At 69.6% G+C, this 16,255-nt stretch carries 15 protein-coding genes and 3 pseudogenes; 12 read left to right on the forward strand and 6 right to left on the reverse strand.

All coding sequences use genetic code 11. The features are described from left to right. Positions 1-35: 35 nt before the first annotated feature. From AC38ZX_RS03985 to AC38ZX_RS03995, 3 genes and pseudogenes are all read left to right on the forward strand, one after another. Positions 36-1,526, forward strand: a complete 1,491-nt coding sequence (locus tag AC38ZX_RS03985) for a hypothetical protein (protein ID WP_491296417.1) — start codon at positions 36-38, stop codon at positions 1,524-1,526. Between the two features lie 21 nt (positions 1,527-1,547). Continuing rightward, positions 1,548-2,621 (forward strand): annotated as a pseudogene (gene ychF / locus AC38ZX_RS03990) (redox-regulated ATPase YchF). A gap of 1,305 nt (positions 2,622-3,926) precedes the next feature. Continuing rightward, positions 3,927-4,424, forward strand: a complete 498-nt coding sequence (locus AC38ZX_RS03995) for a hypothetical protein (protein WP_491296419.1) — start codon at positions 3,927-3,929, stop codon at positions 4,422-4,424. Positions 4,425-4,544: 120 nt separating this feature from the next. On the opposite strand, the gene AC38ZX_RS04000 is transcribed toward AC38ZX_RS03995, so the two are convergent. Further along, positions 4,545-4,823, reverse strand: a complete 279-nt coding sequence (locus tag AC38ZX_RS04000; RefSeq protein WP_426594569.1) for a GlsB/YeaQ/YmgE family stress response membrane protein — start codon at positions 4,821-4,823, stop codon at positions 4,545-4,547. A gap of 91 nt (positions 4,824-4,914) precedes the next feature. Between AC38ZX_RS04000 and AC38ZX_RS04005 the strand changes: the two genes are divergently transcribed. Then, positions 4,915-5,568: a LuxR C-terminal-related transcriptional regulator gene (locus tag AC38ZX_RS04005; protein ID WP_426594570.1), complete on the forward strand. Its 654-nt coding sequence runs from the start codon at positions 4,915-4,917 to the stop codon at positions 5,566-5,568. 37 nt (positions 5,569-5,605) lie between these two features. Here the strand turns inward: AC38ZX_RS04005 and AC38ZX_RS04010 are convergent, their stop codons facing one another. Further along, positions 5,606-6,223 carry an LOG family protein gene (locus AC38ZX_RS04010; protein WP_426594571.1) on the reverse strand — a complete coding sequence of 206 codons (618 nt, stop codon included), beginning with the start codon at positions 6,221-6,223 and terminating at the stop codon, positions 5,606-5,608. 72 nt (positions 6,224-6,295) lie between these two features. Continuing rightward, positions 6,296-6,742 (reverse strand): YybH family protein, encoded by a 447-nt coding sequence (locus AC38ZX_RS04015; protein WP_426594572.1) that lies wholly within the window; start codon positions 6,740-6,742, stop codon positions 6,296-6,298. A 103-nt stretch (positions 6,743-6,845) separates the two neighbouring features. Here AC38ZX_RS04015 and AC38ZX_RS04020 point away from each other — a divergent pair, with 103 nt between their 5' ends. Both AC38ZX_RS04020 and AC38ZX_RS04025 read left to right on the forward strand, forming a co-directional pair. Next, positions 6,846-7,001 (forward strand): hypothetical protein, encoded by a 156-nt coding sequence (locus AC38ZX_RS04020; protein WP_491296420.1) that lies wholly within the window; start codon positions 6,846-6,848, stop codon positions 6,999-7,001. Further along, on the forward strand, positions 7,001-7,549 hold the full coding sequence (locus AC38ZX_RS04025; RefSeq protein ID WP_491296421.1) for a methyltransferase domain-containing protein: 549 nt from the start codon (positions 7,001-7,003) through the stop codon (positions 7,547-7,549). Before AC38ZX_RS04020 ends, AC38ZX_RS04025 begins: the two co-directional genes overlap by 1 nt. On the opposite strand, the gene AC38ZX_RS04030 is transcribed toward AC38ZX_RS04025, so the two are convergent. Continuing rightward, positions 7,546-7,917: a DUF952 domain-containing protein gene (locus AC38ZX_RS04030; RefSeq protein WP_491296422.1), complete on the reverse strand. Its 372-nt coding sequence runs from the start codon at positions 7,915-7,917 to the stop codon at positions 7,546-7,548. The two genes, AC38ZX_RS04025 and AC38ZX_RS04030, sit on opposite strands and share 4 nt — an antisense overlap. A 52-nt stretch (positions 7,918-7,969) precedes the next feature. Then, positions 7,970-8,440, reverse strand: coding sequence for a nitroreductase family deazaflavin-dependent oxidoreductase (locus tag AC38ZX_RS04035; protein ID WP_491296424.1), 471 nt, complete (start codon positions 8,438-8,440; stop codon positions 7,970-7,972). 398 nt (positions 8,441-8,838) lie between these two features. Here AC38ZX_RS04035 and AC38ZX_RS04040 point away from each other — a divergent pair, with 398 nt between their 5' ends. The 3 genes from AC38ZX_RS04040 (at position 8,839) to AC38ZX_RS04050 (ending at position 13,571) form a co-directional block, all read left to right on the forward strand. After that, complete coding sequence (locus AC38ZX_RS04040) at positions 8,839-10,701, forward strand: ABC transporter family substrate-binding protein (protein WP_426594576.1); 1,863 nt, start codon at positions 8,839-8,841, stop codon at positions 10,699-10,701. A 675-nt stretch (positions 10,702-11,376) separates the two neighbouring features. After that, a complete protein-coding gene (locus tag AC38ZX_RS04045; RefSeq protein ID WP_491296425.1) occupies positions 11,377-12,507 on the forward strand; it encodes an ABC transporter permease in 1,131 nt (376 codons plus the stop codon). Continuing rightward, positions 12,504-13,571, forward strand: coding sequence for an ABC transporter permease (locus AC38ZX_RS04050; RefSeq protein WP_426594578.1), 1,068 nt, complete (start codon positions 12,504-12,506; stop codon positions 13,569-13,571). The genes AC38ZX_RS04045 and AC38ZX_RS04050 overlap by 4 nt, the downstream gene beginning before the upstream one ends. Before the next feature lie 5 nt (positions 13,572-13,576). On the opposite strand, the gene AC38ZX_RS04055 is transcribed toward AC38ZX_RS04050, so the two are convergent. Next, positions 13,577-14,158 carry a hypothetical protein gene (locus AC38ZX_RS04055; RefSeq protein ID WP_491296426.1) on the reverse strand — a complete coding sequence of 194 codons (582 nt, stop codon included), beginning with the start codon at positions 14,156-14,158 and terminating at the stop codon, positions 13,577-13,579. A 236-nt stretch (positions 14,159-14,394) separates the two neighbouring features. Between AC38ZX_RS04055 and AC38ZX_RS04060 the strand changes: the two are divergent. The 3 genes and pseudogenes from AC38ZX_RS04060 to AC38ZX_RS04070 all read left to right on the forward strand — a co-directional run. Continuing rightward, positions 14,395-15,319: pseudogene (locus tag AC38ZX_RS04060) on the forward strand (ATP-binding cassette domain-containing protein); the annotation flags it as partial. 54 nt (positions 15,320-15,373) lie between these two features. Next, positions 15,374-15,628 (forward strand): annotated as a pseudogene (locus tag AC38ZX_RS04065) (hypothetical protein); the annotation flags it as partial. 210 nt (positions 15,629-15,838) lie between these two features. Next, complete coding sequence (locus AC38ZX_RS04070) at positions 15,839-16,111, forward strand: ABC transporter ATP-binding protein (RefSeq protein ID WP_491297292.1); 273 nt, start codon at positions 15,839-15,841, stop codon at positions 16,109-16,111. The last annotated feature ends 144 nt before the right edge of the window (positions 16,112-16,255 follow it).

Raw genomic sequence — 16,255 nt, forward strand, 5'->3', positions numbered from 1 at the left:
TCCTGCGCAACGGGTTGCGACGAAGCGCGTGGCAGGTGGTCGGGCTCGCCGTCGCGGCGCTGTACGGGCTGATCGCGATCGTCATCGTCGTCGCGACGATGGCCGTGGTCAGCGTCCAGGTGCCTGACGACCGGGGGATGGTCACGGTCCTCGTCGGGTCCCTGCTGGTGCTCGGCTGGTGGGTGGTGCCGCTCGTCTCCTTCGGGGTCGATGCGACGGTGGACCCGGCCCGGTTCGTCACCTTCACCATCCCGCGGCGCAGCATGCTCGTCGGCCTCGCGATCGGCGCCGTCATCGGCATCCCGGGCGCGGTCACGACCGTCGCGGCGCTGGCCGTGGCCGGTGCCTGGTGGCGCACACCGGCCGCGCTCCTGGTGGCACCGGTGTGCGCGCTGCTCGGGGTTGCGACGTGCATCGTCGGCAGCCGTGCGACCACCTCGGCGTCGGCGCACCTCATGGGCAGGCGGCGGGTCCGCGAGCTCATGGCGGCGGTGGCCCTGGTGCCGTTGATCGTGATCGGGCCGCTGATCAGCCGTGCGTCGGCGTCGGGCGGCGGGATCGGCCGCGAGGGGCTCGAGCAGATCGTCGACGTGCTCGGCTGGACCCCCGTCGGCGCCGCGTGGGCGGTGCCGTCTGCCGTGGCCGACGGGGACTGGAGCGGTGCCGCCGCGCGGTTCGCGATCGCCGTCGGCACCCTCGCCGTCCTGGCCCTCGTCTGGGACCGCTCGCTGGCGCACGCCCTCGTGAACCCGTCGCACGAGGAGGTCTCGACCCGCTCCCGAGGACTCGGCTGGTTCGGACGGCTGCCCGCGTCGCCGCTGGGTGCCGTGACGGCACGGAGCCTGACGTACTGGGCCCGGGACCCGCGGTACGCGTTGGCCATGGCGGTCGTGCCGCTGCTCCCGCTGATCCTGTGGATCATCAACCCCGGCGGCAGCTCGCTGCTGTTCGTCGCCCCGACGGTGGCGTTCTTCATGGGCTGGGGCATCTCGGCGGACGTCGCGTACGACGGATCGGCCTTCTGGACGCACCTCGCCGCGCCGGTGACGGGCGTGACCGACCGCCTGGGCCGCGTGCTGGGGGCATCGGCGCTCGCGGTGCCCGTGGTGGTCGTGTACGCGGTCGGCTCGGCGCTGGTGACGTCGCGACCCGACGCCGTCCCGGCGCTGCTCGGCCTGGGCGCCGGGGTGCTGTGCACAGCGTTCGGCGGCGCCAGCATCATGTCCGCGCTCGTCGTCTACCCGGTGCAGCAGCCGGGGGAGAACCCGTTCCAGACCCGCCAGGGTGGCTCGATGATGGCCGTCGTCTCGCAGCTGCTCGGGTGGGCTGCGGTGTTCCTCCTCAGCGCCCCGGAGGCTGTGCTGGCGGTCCTGGCCATCACGCAGCACGCCACCGCGGCGGGTTGGGCAGCGCTCGTCGTCGGGCCGGTCTTCGGCGGGCTGGTGCTGGCGGTGGGGCTCCGCATCGGCGGCCGGCTGCTGGAGCGCAACGGCACCGACCTGCTGCGCATCCTGTCGTTCGCCTGACGCCCCGTAGACTCGTCCGACGTGGCACTCACCATCGGCATCGTCGGCCTGCCCAACGTCGGCAAGTCCACCCTCTTCAACGCGCTGACCCGGGCGTCCGTGCTCGCTGCGAACTACCCGTTCGCGACGATCGAGCCGAACGTCGGTGTGGTCCCGCTCCCGGACCCCCGGTTGAACACCCTCGCCGAGCTGTTCGGTTCCGAGCGCATCCTGCCCGCGAGCGTGTCGTTCGTGGACATCGCCGGCATCGTCAAGGGCGCCAGCGAGGGGGAGGGGCTCGGCAACAAGTTCCTGGCCAACATCCGCGAGGCCGACGCGATCTGCCAGGTCACCCGCGCGTTCGCCGACCCCGACGTCGTGCACGTCTCCGGCGCCGTGGACCCCAAGGACGACATCGAGGTCATCAACACCGAGCTGATCCTGGCCGACCTGCAGACCCTCGAGAAGGCGATCCCGCGCCTCGAGAAGGAGGTGCGTGCCAAGAAGGCCGACGCCGGCCTCCTCGCCGCCGCGGTCGACGCGAAGGCGATCCTCGAGACGGGGCAGACGCTCTCCCAGGCGGGCAAGAAGATCGAGCACCTCGACGAACTCCAGCTTCATGACGAGCAAGCCGTTCATCTACGTCTTCAACACCGACGACGCCGGCCTGGCCGACACCGCGTTCCAGGACGAGATGCGCGCCCTGGTCGCCCCCGCCGACGCGATCTTCCTCGACGCCCAGTTCGAGTCGAGCTGGTCGAGCTGGAGCCCGACGAGGCCCGCGAGATGCTCGCCGACAACGGGCAGGAGGAGGCCGGCCTCGACCAGCTGGCCCGCGTCGGCTTCCACACCCTCGGCCTGCAGTCCTACCTGACTGCCGGTCCCAAGGAGTCCCGTGCCTGGACCATCCACAGGGGCTGGACCGCCCCGCAGGCGGCCGGTGTGATCCACACCGACTTCCAGAAGGGCTTCATCAAGGCCGAGGTCATCTCCTTCGACGACCTCGTGGCCGCCGGCTCCGTCGCAGCCGCCCGCGCCGCCGGAAAGGCCCGCATCGAGGGCAAGGACTACGTGATGGCCGACGGCGACGTGGTGGAGTTCCGCTTCAACGTGTGACCTGCGCAGTCGCGGTGACGGACCCGGGCGCGGCTCGGCATGTCATGCTCGGCGGCATGGAACTTCGGGGAGGGGCGGCTCCGTGGTCGGCGGGCTCGACGGTGCAAGTCCGTCAGGACCCTGACTTCCCTGCAGGGCCTTGGCCTGGGCGACCGCTCGGGCGGATCGTTGTGTGGCCGGACGGTGCGCCATGGGTCGAGACACAAACACTGCAAGGACCTGAGCGTTGCTGGTGGGTGGTGTTCGACGAGTCCCAGCTGGACGCCGACGGGGACGGTCCCTATCGCGAGTCCGCCGTTCTTGAGCGCTACCTGGAACGGCCCGATCGACCCGAGTAGCCGACCGGTCGAGACGTGTCGTTCGGCGCGCCATGCTCTCGAGTTTCCGATTCAACGTGTCCGCAGGTACGTCCTCGCGACGTTGACGAAGCCGCTCTGCGGATCTCCGGGCATCGTCGTCGGTGACGCGTCGAGGCCAGGCGCAGGGCGGGAGCCGCTGACGCGGACCCGCACCCTGCAGGACGTGGGCCATTGACTTCCTGGGCGAGCCGATCGGGCGCCGATCAGCTCTGGTTCGGGCCGGCGGGATGGGCGAGGTCGTAGGCGAGAGAGACCTTCTGTGGGACGACCATGCGCCAGGCGTCGACGACGAGCTCCCCTGGCCTCGGTCGGATCCAGGACCGCAAGCTCGGCGTGGACCCAGTTGAAGCGGAGGTCCGACACTGACGGCATCTGGAACTTGCGTGGGTCCCCCGCGACCAGCGCTGCTCGCTCTTCCTTCGGGAAGGCGAAACCCATCACACTCTCGTCGAGCGAGAACGCCACGTAGACCAGTTGACCCACCCGGAACTTCAGCCGCCCGTGCACGTAGGCATGGTAGGAACGCTCCAGCTTCTGAGCCCAGCGCCTGAACGTCGTCGACGACCGCCATGGTTCAGAGTACGAGGACCATCGCGGTGGGCGGGCAGCCGATCCGCCCACGTCCGTCTCGCTGACCAAGGCAGTCCCCGCGTGCCGTCGGGATGCGCAGGCGCTCGTTGACGAACTCGAACCATGGTCGCTCCAGACGGCGATCACCAACGCCGCCAGGGTCCCGCCGGGCTGATCCGACATGGCGCCCGACTGTTGGATTCTCGCGGTCGCGGCCCTTGGGTCCGGACCCCACAACGACGGCGTCGCGTGAACGGCGACGTGGGACACGGACCGCGGAGTCATCGGCGCGGTCGGTCATTCGGCGACAGGGCGAGTCCAACGAGAGTCCTCGACAGAGGTCGTCGGTGCCAGGCTGCTCGCTAGCGTTGGGGCCATGTTCCGACGACGAACCAATGTCGACGATCCGTCGCCGAGCGCGGGGTTCGGCCTGCGCGCGCAGGCCTTGTCGCTCGACCCCGCCGCGATCGGGCTGAGCCCAGGCAGCGGTGGCCCGATGTGGGGGATCGCCATGGATACGGCGATGTCCGGGAGCGACTGGTTCACACTGGTCGCGCTCGTCGACGGGACGGTGAGTCTCTACACCAGCTCTGGGTTCGGCATCATCGGGGGCGGTGCGCACGCGTCCGTTCGCGCGGCAAGCGACGCTCTGCTCGTGCTCGTTGGCGAGCGGCTGGACCTCTTCGCGCCCACGACCAGCGACGACCTGCCCCAGGATGGGCAGGTCGTGATCCGCGTTCTGACGTTCGGCGGGCAGCGGTCGATCTCCGCTCCCGAGCGCGAGCTGGGTGGCGGCCGGCACAGGGCGTCCTCCATCTTCTACGCCGCGCACGCCGTCATCGCGCAGTTGCGGCTAGTGAGTCAGCCTCGCTAGACGAGCGGACGCGCGGTTCGGGGCTGCTCCGGGCGCGAGTGTGCCCGCTCGTTGCGGTCCATCGTGTCGTGAGTCGTGCAGAGGGCCCCGGCGCACGGACCGGGGCCCTCCGACCAGGGGTCAGGAGCGGACCGAGCGGCGCCCGCCCACGCGCATCCAGATCAGCAGCACGATGATCGCGCCGATGAGAGAGCCGATGATCCCGGCGGGCTGCAGGAAGCCGTCGGCGCCGTCCTTGTGGAAGAGCAGGTAGCCCAGGAACCCGCCGACGAACGACCCGACGATGCCCAGGACGATCGTCATGAGGATCGACATGTCCTGCTTGCCGGGCACGATCAGCCGGGCGAGGGCGCCGGCGATGAGCCCGATGACGACGATGGAGATGATGAGTCCGAGCATGGTGTGCCTCCCGGGTGGCGCGTGCAGATCTCTCGACCCCATCACCCCTAGGGCTGGCGCAGTACACCCCAAAGGGGGGTAGCGTCGAACCGTGGACCGTCCGATCACAGTCGCTCTCGTCGACGACTACGACGTGGTGCTGATGGGCGTCGCCACGATGCTCGAGCCGTACCGCGACCGCGTCGTCGTGGCGGAGATCGACGCGAACGAACCGGTGAGCCGGCACGTCGATGTCGTCCTGTACGACTCCTTCGCACAGCCGGAGTCCGACCAGCACGAGATCGGTGTGCTGGTGCGCAACCCGAACGCCGGCCGCGTGGTCGTCTTCACCTGGAACTTCCATCCCGAGCTGGTCGCCAGCGCCCAGGACCAGGGCGTCCACGGCTATCTGTCGAAGGCGCTGCCCGCGCGCGAGCTCGTCGCCGCCCTCGAGGCCGTGCACGCCGGCGAGGTCGTGATCAGCGAGGTCCCGGGTCGCGTACGCCCGAACGGTCTGGACTGGCCGGGCCGAGCCGAGGGCCTCACCGATCGCGAGTCGGAGGTCCTGGCCCTGATCACCCAGGGGCTGAGCAACGCCGACGTGGCGGCGCAGACCTACCTCAGCGCCAACACGGTGAAGTCCTACATCCGTTCCGTCTACCGAAAGATCGGCGTGGAGAGCCGGACGCAGGCGGTGCTGTGGGGCGTCCGGCACGGCTTCGTGCCCGACCATCGGCGGCTGGACACCTGGCGCGGCGGCGGGTGAGCGCGCGCTCGACGAACGGGTGGACCGGCCTGCGCACCTACGCGCGCAGCGGCTCGGCCACGCTCATCTCCGCACCGGGTGACGACGCGACGCGCGGGGGCGGCACGTAGTCACGCAACCGCTCGAGGGCGTCGTCGATCTGGTCGCTCACCACCAGCATGTCCGTGTAGCGCGGGTGGGTGAAGCCGCGGTCGCGCATGTTGCCGACGAATGCCAGCAGCGGGTCGAAGTACCCGTCCACGTTCAGGATGCCGGACGGCTTCTCGTGGATGCCGAGCTGCGCCCAGGTCCACTGCTCGGTGAGCTCCTCGAGGGTGCCGGGACCGCCGGGCAGGGCGAGGAACGCGTCGGCGCGGTCGGACATGATGGTCTTGCGCTCGTGCATGCTGTCGACGAGGACCAGCTCGCTGACGTCGTCGTGCACGGCTTCCCGGGCCTGCAGGGCGCGTGGGATGACGCCGGTGACGTGGGCACCCCCGGCGAGGGCCGCGTCGGCGACCGCACCCATGAGCCCGACGTGCCCGCCCCCGTACACGAGGCTCATCCCGTGCCGAGCGATGGCCGCACCGACGGCGCGGGCGGTGGCCGGGTAGAGCGGGTCCGAGCCAGAGGCGGAGCCGCAGAACACCGTGATCGTGAACCGGTCGAGCGTCATGGAGGACTCCCGTCGACGAATCCCGGGAGACTACAGACGGCCCGTTTCGGCGGCGTTACCGCCGGCCGGACGTCACCCGTGTGCTCGGGTCGGGGCGCCGCCCGTGAGCCGCGACAGGGCCGGCAGGTCGATCGGCCGGACCAGCGGGTCGGCGTGCCGGTGCACGAGCAGCCAGCGTCCGTCGGCTCGCCGGTAGACGTGAGTGACGCGCAGCGACCAGTCCTGGTCCGGCATCCCGCCGACGACGCCGTGCTGCCGCTCGACCATCGCGACGACGGCCGTGTCGCCCCAGCGGTGCGTCTCGACGTGCTCGAGCGCGGCGTCACCGTCGGCGAAGAAGCTGCCCGTGATGCCCTGCGCGCGGTCGTCGTACACCTTGGCCGGTCCGCCGAAGGGCGGCAGCAGCGTGAACCCGGGCGCGTGGTGCGTCAGCTCGAGATAGCGCGTGGTGTCCCCGCGCACGTAGGCCTCGGCCGCCTCGGCGGTGTCCCGGACGAGGTCCGACAGGTCGTCGTCCATCTCGCCTCCTGACGATCGTCCCTCCGCCAGCCTGCCACCGGCCGGCGACGTCGAGAAGGGGTATGCAGTCGTCGGCGGTCCGGTTTGCTCGTACGGTCCACCCATGGCCGATGCGATCTTCGAGGACCCCCGCCTGGCCGCCGTCTACGACGCGTTCGACGGCGATCGCGCCGATCTCGACGCGTACGTCGCGATCGTCGAGGACTGGGTGCGCACAGCGTGCTCGATCTCGGCTGCGGAACGGGCACGTTCGCGGTGATGCTGGCGGACCGGGGTCTGGACGTCGTCGGCGTCGACCCGGCCGCGGCCTCCCTCGACGTCGCCCGCGCCAAGAGCGACCGGGTCCGCTGGGTGCAGGGCGACGCGTCGACCGTGACGGAGCGCGTCGACCTGGTGACGATGACCGCCAACGTCGCGCAGGTCTTCGTCACCGACGAGGAGTGGGCGCTCGTCCTGGCGGCGATCCGCCGGATCACGACGCACCTGGTCTTCGAGGTCCGCGACCCCGACGCGCGGGCGTGGACCGGGTGGACCCGGGAGCACACGAACGAGAGGAAAGACCTGCCGCACGCCGGCCTCGTCGAGACCTGGTGCGACCTGGTCGACGTGAGCGGTGAGCTGGTCACGTTCCGCTGGACCAACGTCTTCCACGACGACGGCACGACGCTCGTCTCGGACTCGACGCTCCGCTTCCGGACCCAGGCGCGGATCGAGGAGTCGCTGCGCGTCGCGGGCTTCGAGACCCTCGAGGTCAGGGACGCCCCGGACCGGCCCGGCAAGGAGCTGGTGTTCGTCGCCCGCGGCTAGGTCGAGGGGATCAGCGCGCGGGGCCCCACGAGAACGCGCCGTCCGCGTCGAGGTGCGCCGGGATCACGTCGACCACCCACGCCGGGTCGATGGGGCCGTAGACGTGCGGGTAGCTCGCCGTTCCCGCCGTCCTCGTACCGGACGTCGGTCCCCGCGGCCGTGATCGTGTCGGTCTCGAGGATCAGGACGACCAGCTCGGCGTCGTCGTCGGCGAACACGAACGCGGCGACACCGGGCAGCTGGGCCCGCGACGAGGCGTGGATGAACCCGACGTCCTCGTAGGTGCGCCCACGGGTGGACCAGCGGTAGGCGCCGTCCGCCCGTGCGTCGTCCCAGTCCACCCGGCGGGTCACGTGCAGGATCTCCACGTCCCGGACGTTACCGGGCCGGCCTGGGTCGGTGTGCCGTGGAGTGACGAGGTCAGGCGGTCGGGGCCAGACGGAACACGCGGAACTCGCGGTCCGCGGCACGGGAGGCGTAGGTCTCGTAGGCCGGCCAGACGGCCAGGAGGGCCGGCAGCAGCCGCTCCCGCTCGGCGTCGGACGCCAGGGAGGCGGTGACGGGGGTGGTGACGCCGGCGATCGTCACGGATGCGCCGGGGTCGGCCAGCAGGTTCCCGGACCAGGCCGGGTGGTGCTCCTGACCCCAGTTGGACCCGATCAGCACCCAGCCGTCGCCGTCGACCGCGTAGAGCAGGACCGCCTCACGGCGCTCGCCGCTCTTGCGACCGGTCGTCGTCAGGATCAGGTGGGGAAGGGTGGGCTTGCCGAGCACGCTCATGCGCCCGCGCGTCGCCTTCTGGAGGCGCCGATCGAGGCCGGAGACGGCGCGACCGGCCCGGGCGAACCAGCGGGTGCGGCCGAGGTGGCGGGTGACGGACTTCACGCTCATGAGCCGATTGTCCCTGCTCAGCGGGCTGCGCCGTACGTCCCGGAGTACCGTGGAAAGCGAAGTCCCGACACACGGTGACTTCACAGCGCTCCTGGCGCTCGGCCGCGTCCCATAGCAGATGCGCGACGGATCGGCAGGGTTTTTGGTGCGGTGACACCCGTCCGGGCGTGGTTCGGACAGGTAACCGTGGTGTTTCAGCGGTGTGACGATCTCACATCGTGGACGTACCGATCAGTATCAATCACGTAACGATCGTCAGTTCTGCGGCCACCTGTCCGATTTGTCCCTTGGGGCTTCACTAACGTGTCGGCAACCCCCGGAGGGCTCTGTTCTCCTGTGCGTCGTGACCATCGACGCCCGCGTGACTCGGCAGACCCACCACCGTTTCAGGAGGAACATTGAAGATCACACGGAAGGCGTCGACCGCTGCGGTCGCATCGCTGAGCCTTCTCGCGCTCGCTGCGTGCAGCAGTGGTAGTGGTGACAACAACAGCAACGACTCGGGCATCAACCAGTCGACCGCTGTCAACGTTGCCTGGGAGTCCCCGCTCACCTCGGTGAACACGGACGAGTTCAACGTGGGCAACGCGACGCAGAACGCGGTCGTGACCTACCTGACGAACATGCAGTTCAACTACTACGACCCCGAGCTGAAGCTCCAGAAGGACACGAACCTCGGGACGTACGAGAAGACGTCCGACGACCCGCTGACGGTCAAGTACACGATCAACAAGGACGCCACGTGGTCGGACGGCACGCCCGTCACCGCCACGGACAGCCTGCTCGAGTGGGCCGCGACCTCCGGAAGCCTGAACACGATCCAGGGCAGCACCGACGACGCCGGCAACGACACCACGGACTACACGTCCGGCGTGTTCTTCAACGGCGTCGACACGGGCGGTCCGCTGGTCTCGAAGATGCCCGTCGTCTCCAGCGACAACAAGACGATCACGTTCACGTACGACAAGCCGTTCGCCGACTGGGAGCTGGAGTTCCAGGGTCCGGTCGTCCCGGCGCACGTCGTGGCGATGCACGCGCTCGGCATCGACGACCCGACGAAGGCCGACGAGGCGCTCGTCCAGGCCATCAAGGACAAGGACGTCGAGAAGCTCAAGCCGGTCGCGAAGTTCTGGAACGACGGGTTCAACTTCACCAAGCTTCCCGACGACAAGACGCTCCTCGTCTCGGACGGCCCGTACATCATCAGCGACTACGTCGAGGGTCAGTACCTGACGGTCACGCGCAACGACAAGTACAAGGGCACCCGCACCACGGGCCCGGACACCATCACGTTCCGCTACATCGACGACCCGATGGGCCAGGTCCAGGCGCTGCAGAACGGCGAGGTCGACATCATCGGCCCGCAGGCTTCCGCTGACGTGCTGACCGCGCTCAACGCGCTGTCCACCGTGAAGGTGCAGAACTCCGTCGAGGGCACGTACGAGCACGTCGACCTGCAGTTCACCAACGCCGGTCCGTTCGACCCGGCGACCTACGGTGGCGACGCGGCGAAGGCGCTGGCCGTCCGCAAGGCGTTCCTGACGGCCCTGCCGCGGCAGGCGATCATCGACAACCTCATCAAGCCGCTCAACCCCAAGGCTGAGGTTCGCAACTCGTTCAACGTCATCCCGGGTGCGCCCAACTACGACCAGATCGTCAAGAACAACGGCTCGGACGCTTACCCGCTCGCCGCTGACCCCGACAAGGCCAAGTCCATCCTGGCCGCCGCCGGCGTCACTGGTCCGATCTCGGTCCGGTTCCTGTTCAACGCCGACAACCCGCGCCGTGTCAACGAGTTCGCGCTGATCACGGACTCCGAGGCCAAGGCCGGCATCACCATGGCCGACGCCTCGCAGCCCGCCGACAAGTGGGTCAACCAGATCAACACCGGCCAGGCGAGCTATGACGCCTCGCTGTTCGGTTGGCAGTCCACCTCGACCGCTGTGACCGCTTCGGACCCCACCTTCCGTACCGGTGGGAGCCAGAACAAGCAGGGTTACAGCAACGCCAAGGTCGACTCGCTCTTCGACCAGCTGCAGACCGAGACCGACGCGTCGAAGCAGACGCAGATCCTCACGGACATCGAGAAGCAGCTGTGGGCCGACGCGTTCGGGACGACGATCTTCCAGTTCCCCGGCATCCACGCCTGGACGAAGAACCTGGCTGGCGCGGACCCGATCTCCCTGAGCCCGACCATCATGTACGGGTACTGGGACTGGAAGCTCTCGGGCTCCGGTTCGACCCCGAAGGCCACCAGCTGATCCAGCTGGCCGCCTGACCGACACACCGCGTGAGGGCGGGGGAGCCTACGGGCTCCGCCGCCCTCACCGTGTGTGACCGCGCCGCCGCACGTAGGACGCGCCCGCGGTCCCTGAACCACCGTGACCTGTCGACGACGCCGGGCAATGACGCCCTCCGCCGCCGACCCCCTTCTGTGACACCAGCTCGCTGCGAGCGCCTGACCAGGCGTTCGAGCACTCCTGCCGCGTAGACTCGGGCATTCGGTGTGCACACCCTCAACTGCGAGGTAACGCCCTCTATGTTCTCGTTCCTGTGGCGACGTGTTCTCGCCGGGCTCGCGACGCTCCTGGTGTCGACGTTCGTGATGTTCATCCTGGTGTCGGCGTCGATGGACCCGTTCTTCGACCTCGGGCAGTCGACGGCCTCGAACAAGCAGGAGCTGATCCGTCAGCGGATCGCCCTGCTCGACCTGAACACCCCCGTCGTCATCCGCTACTTCAAGTGGCTCGGCAACATCCTGCACGGCGACCTCGGGTCGGCGTGGTTCGTGGGCCAGCCGGTGTCAGCGGTCCTGCACGGGGCGATCCTCTCGACGATCCAGCTGGTCACCGCCGCGACGTTCCTGGCGATCATCTTCGGCGTGGCCGTCGGCATCGTCAGCGCCCTGCGGCAGTACAAGCTCGTTCGACTACCTCATGATCTTCGTGTCCTTCGTGCTCTACTCCCTGCCGGCCTTCTGGGTGGCCGTGCTGCTCAAGCAGTGGGGCGCGATCGGCTTCAACGACTTCCTCGCGGACCCGGTGCTGTCGTGGGTCGCGATCGCCGTCATCGCGCTCCTGGCGGGCCTGCTGTGGAGCCTCGCGATAGGCGGCGACAGGCGTCAGCGGCTGCTCACCTTCGGGATCGCGTTCGCCGCGACGTTCGCCACGTTCGCCTTCCTGCAGCTCAGCGACTGGTGGACCCACCCGAGCATCAACCCGCCGCTGCTCGCCCTGCTCGGCACGGCGACCGCGTTCGCCGTCACGACGCTCTCGTCGGGGCTCAAGAACCGCCGGGCCCTGGCCGCGTCGCTGACCACCGTGGTGATCGGTCTCGTGCTCTACCTGCCGGTGAAGGTCTTCTTCCAGAACGTGCAGGAGTCCTGGCTGATGATGATCGGCCTGGGCGTCCTGGCGGTCGCCGTCGGCATCGGTGTCGGCTACGCCTGGGGTGGACCGGACCCGGGCGTCTCGGCGCGCACGGCGGGGATCACGGCGTTCCTCGTGGCGTCGATGATGTTCGTCAACCAGGTGATGCGGGTCTGGCCGGCGTACTACAACGCCCCGGCCATCAACGGTCGACCGGTGCCGACCATCGGCAACTCGACGCCGAACCTCGGCGGGAACTTCTGGGTCCAGACGCTCGACTCGTTCATGCACCTGCTCCTGCCGACGATCGCCCTGGTGCTCATCGGGTTCGCGGCCTACACCCGCTACTCGCGCTCGAGCATGCTCGAGGTGATGAGCCAGGACTACATCCGCACGGCACGCTCCAAGGGCCTGCCCGAGCGGACGGTCGTCATGCGGCACGGCTTCCGCAACTCGCTGATCCCGCTGGCCACCGTGGTGCCCATCGACGTGATCACCCTGCTCGGTGGCGCGATCATCACGGAGCGGGTGTTCGCCCGGCCCGGCATGGGCACGCTGTTCCTGTTCTCACTGACCCACGCGGAGATCGATCCGGTGATGGCGTACCTGGTCATCGTCGCCGCCCTCGCGATCATCGCCAACATCGTGGCCGACCTCATCTACGCGGGTCTCGACCCCAGGATCCGGGTGAACGCATGAGCACCGTCGAGCAGCTGCCACCGGACGAGTCGATCGAGAACGCGATCGAGCTGCGCGAGGTCGCCGGCCTGTCGCAAGGAAAGATCGTCCGACGTCGCTTCCTGCGGCACCGCGGCGCGATGGTCGCCGTGATCGTGCTCGCGTTCGTCGTCGTCCTCGCGTTCACGTCGGTCGGCATCGGCCCGTGGACCGGCTGGTGGAGGTACACGCCCAACCAGATCAACCCCATCATCAACGGCGGCAAGCCGACGGCCGTGCTGCCGGTCTGGCTCGGCGGCGACGCCGGCCTCTGGTTCCACTGGGGGCTGCACCCGTTCGGCCAGGACGAGATCGGCCGCGACGTGTTCGCGCGCGTCATGCGCGGCACGCAGACGTCCCTGATCATCACGGCGACGGTCGGCATCACCGCCACGGTCGTCGGGATCGTCGTCGGCGCGCTGGCCGGCTTCAACCGCGGCCGGACCGACAACATCCTGATGCGGATCACGGACCTCGTCATCACGATGCCCGTGATCGTCATCGGTGCCGTGCTCGGTCAGCTCGCGGGCGGCAACAACCCGATCATCTTCGGCATCTTCCTGGGGCTGATCACCTGGACGACCCTGGCGCGCCTGGTGCGCGGCGACTTCCTCAGCCTTCGCGAGCGGGAGTTCGTCGACGCCGCGCGGGTGGCCGGCGCGAGCAACACCCGCATCATGTTCAAGCACATGCTGCCCAACGCGATCGGCGTCATCATCGTCAACACGACGCTGCTGATGAGCTCCGCGATCCTCCTCGAGACTGCGCTCTCGTACCTGGGCGTCGGGATCAAGGCCCCCGCCACGTCGCTCGGTCTGCTGATCAGCGACTACCAGGAGGCGTTCTCCACGCGGCCCTGGCTGTTCTGGTGGCCCGGCCTGATGATCGTGATCATCGCGCTGGCCATCAACTTCATCGGAGACGGTCTGCGCGACGCGTTCGACCCCCGGCAGAAGCGCATCCCGTCCGAGCGCAAGATGGCCAAGGCCCAGCGCCTCGACCCGGCCACCGGTCAGGCCGTCGCCGGCAGCGAGGTGCCGAGCTGATGCGGTCAGAACAGGGCGATCGACGCGGCCGTCAGCACCACGACGCACGCGATGGTCAGCCAGTGCCAGCGGCGCTGCGGGCCGATGCCGGCCGCCACGGCGGCCTCGGCGTCCTTGAGGTAGCCGGCGTCCTTGAGGGCCGTCTGACGCTCGACGATGGCGTCCGCGATGCGATCGGCGTTCGCGTTGTGCCGGCCCGGGCCCAGCGGTCCCGGGTCCGGTCGGCGGCGGCGCATCCGCTGCGCGGTGCCGCTGGACCGGGGTGCCGCCCACGCGGTCACGTCCGCCCCGGTGGTGTGCACGACGAGGGAGTACTTCACCGTGAAGCCGCGGTAGGCGGGCCACGGGACGCGGACGGTCGCGAGGACGTTGCGGACCACGATCTCGCCGTCGGACACCTCGACGGCCGGGTTCCAGAACAGCGCCCACACCAGCAGCACGACGAGCGCGAACAGCGGAATCAGCCGCAGGCTCTCGCCGAGACCGTCCCCGATCGCGACGCTGACCAGGGCGATCACCGCGGTGACCGCGGCGGCGCCGGTGAGCCAGCGCCCGTAGGTCGATGTGAACTCCTGCGTGCCACCCATCTGCCCATGCTCCCAGACCGGTGCCCGTCGACGGCGATCCCGTCCACCCGGCGCCCCGTCCTCGGCCAGTAAGGAACCCACCCGTGGCAATCGACATCTCTGACGCGGCCCCGGCGCCCGGCGCACCCGCGCGGACGCCCGTGCTGTCCGTGCGCGACCTGGGCGTGGACTTCTACGTCGACGGTCAGTGGTACCCCGCGGCGACCGGCGTGAGCTACGACGTGTTCCCCGGCGAGGTGCTCGCCATCGTCGGCGAGTCCGGCTCGGGCAAGACGCAGTCGTCGATGTCCCTCATCGGGCTCCTGCCGCCCAACGGCCGCGCCAACGGCAGCGCCAAGCTGGGCGACCGGGGAGCTCCTCGGCATGTCGCCGCAAAGCTCCGGCAGGTCCGCGGCAAGGAGATCGCGGTCATCTTCCAGGAGCCGATGACGGCCCTGAACCCGGTGTACACCGTCGGGTTCCAGATCATCGAGACCCTGCGCACGCACTTCGACATCGGTCCGAAGGAGGCGCGCGAGCGCGCGCTCGAGCTGCTGCGGCTCGTGGAGATCCCGGACCCGACCCGGCGCATCGACGCGTACCCGCACCAGCTGTCCGGCGGGCAGCGGCAGCGCGCGATGATCGCCCAGGCGCTGGCCTGCGACCCCAAGCTCCTGATCGCCGACGAGCCGACGACCGCCCTGGACGTCACCGTGCAGGCCGAGATCCTCAAGCTCATGCGCGACCTGCGCACGCGCATCGACTCGGGCATCGTGCTCATCACCCACGACATGGGTGTCGTCGCCGACCTGGCCGACAAGATCATCGTGATGAAGGACGGCCGCGTCGTGGAGGAGGGCGCCGCGCTCGGCATCTTCACGGCGCCCACGCACCCGTACACGATCAAGCTGCTCGACGCCGTGCCGCACCTCGGACGCAGCGCGGACGCGCTCGCCGCCGAGACGTCCGACACGACAGCCGTGGACCGCTCGGCGGAGCCGGACGCCGGTCCGACGCGCGACGTCGTCCTCGAGGCCGTCGACATGGTCATCGAGTACCCGGGCCGTCGCCGTCAGCCGGCCTTCCGTGCCGTGGACGGGGTCAGCCTGTCGCTGCGGCAGGGCGAGGTCATCGGCCTGGTCGGCGAGTCCGGGTCCGGGAAGACGACGATCGGTCGCGCGGTGGTCGGGCTGCTGCCCGTGACGTCGGGCGAAGCTGAAGATCGTCGGCCAGAACATGGTCGGTGCCACGGCCAACGACCTCAAGCCGCTGCGCAGCAAGGTCGGGATCGTCTTCCAGGACCCGGGCAAGCGCTCAACCCGCGGCTGCCCATCGGCGAGTCGATCGGCGAGCCGTTGTTCCTGCACCGTGGCGTCAAGGGCAAGGAGATGTCCGCGGCCGTCGAGCACCTGCTGGACCAGGTGCAGCTGCCGCGCGCGATGCGCAACCGCTACCCGCACGAGCTGCAGCGGCGGTCAGCGACAGCGCGTCGGCATCGCCCGCTCGCTCGCGCTGGAGCCGCAGCTGCTGGTGGCGGACGAGCCGACGTCCGCGCTCGACGTCTCGGTGCAGGCCACGGTGCTCGAGCTCTTCCAGGACCTGCAGCGCGAGCACGGGTTCGCCTGCCTGTTCATCAGCCACGACCTGGCCGTCGTGGAGATGCTGTCCGACCGGATCGCCGTCATGCACGACGGCAGGCTGGTGGAGATCGGTGAGACCGCGCAGGTGGTCAACCACCCGAAGGACCCGTACACGCAGCGGCTCCTCGCGGCCGTGCCCGTGCCCGACCCGGTGGCCCAGCAGGAGCGCCGGCTGACCCGCGACGCCCTGCTCGAGGCGCAGCGCGACGAGATCGAGCGGGCGGAGATCGAGCGGGCCGCCGGGCTCACGGAGGCCTCCGAGACGGCCGATCTCGACGCGCACGACATCGTCGACCAGGGCCCTGGCGGGCACACGACCGGTCGCGGCTTCTGAGCGACGGCCGGCCGTGACCCGACCCTGACGGCGCGTCCCGCGGACTCCTGTGAGTTTGCACCGATTCGTACGGCATGGTTGATGTTCGGCGGACGGGGACCGATACCTCGTGAGGGCAGCCGGTGCCCGTCCGAGCTCGCGGGA

The sequence above is a fragment of the Cellulomonas sp. McL0606 genome (assembly GCF_058248365.1).

Coding starts and splice junctions, on each gene's coding strand:
- AC38ZX_RS03995 (WP_491296419.1), top strand. CDS start 3,927: ATGTTCCGACGACGAACCAATGTCGACGATCCGTCGCCGAGCGCGGGG.
- AC38ZX_RS04000 (WP_426594569.1), bottom strand. CDS start 4,823: ATGCTCGGACTCATCATCTCCATCGTCGTCATCGGGCTCATCGCCGGC.
- AC38ZX_RS04010 (WP_426594571.1), bottom strand. CDS start 6,223: ATGACGCTCGACCGGTTCACGATCACGGTGTTCTGCGGCTCCGCCTCT.
- AC38ZX_RS04015 (WP_426594572.1), bottom strand. CDS start 6,742: ATGGACGACGACCTGTCGGACCTCGTCCGGGACACCGCCGAGGCGGCC.
- AC38ZX_RS04020 (WP_491296420.1), top strand. CDS start 6,846: ATGGCCGATGCGATCTTCGAGGACCCCCGCCTGGCCGCCGTCTACGAC.
- AC38ZX_RS04025 (WP_491296421.1), top strand. CDS start 7,001: ATGCTGGCGGACCGGGGTCTGGACGTCGTCGGCGTCGACCCGGCCGCG.
- AC38ZX_RS04035 (WP_491296424.1), bottom strand. CDS start 8,440: ATGAGCGTGAAGTCCGTCACCCGCCACCTCGGCCGCACCCGCTGGTTC.
- AC38ZX_RS04045 (WP_491296425.1), top strand. CDS start 11,377: ATGATCTTCGTGTCCTTCGTGCTCTACTCCCTGCCGGCCTTCTGGGTG.
- AC38ZX_RS04050 (WP_426594578.1), top strand. CDS start 12,504: ATGAGCACCGTCGAGCAGCTGCCACCGGACGAGTCGATCGAGAACGCG.
- AC38ZX_RS04055 (WP_491296426.1), bottom strand. CDS start 14,158: ATGGGTGGCACGCAGGAGTTCACATCGACCTACGGGCGCTGGCTCACC.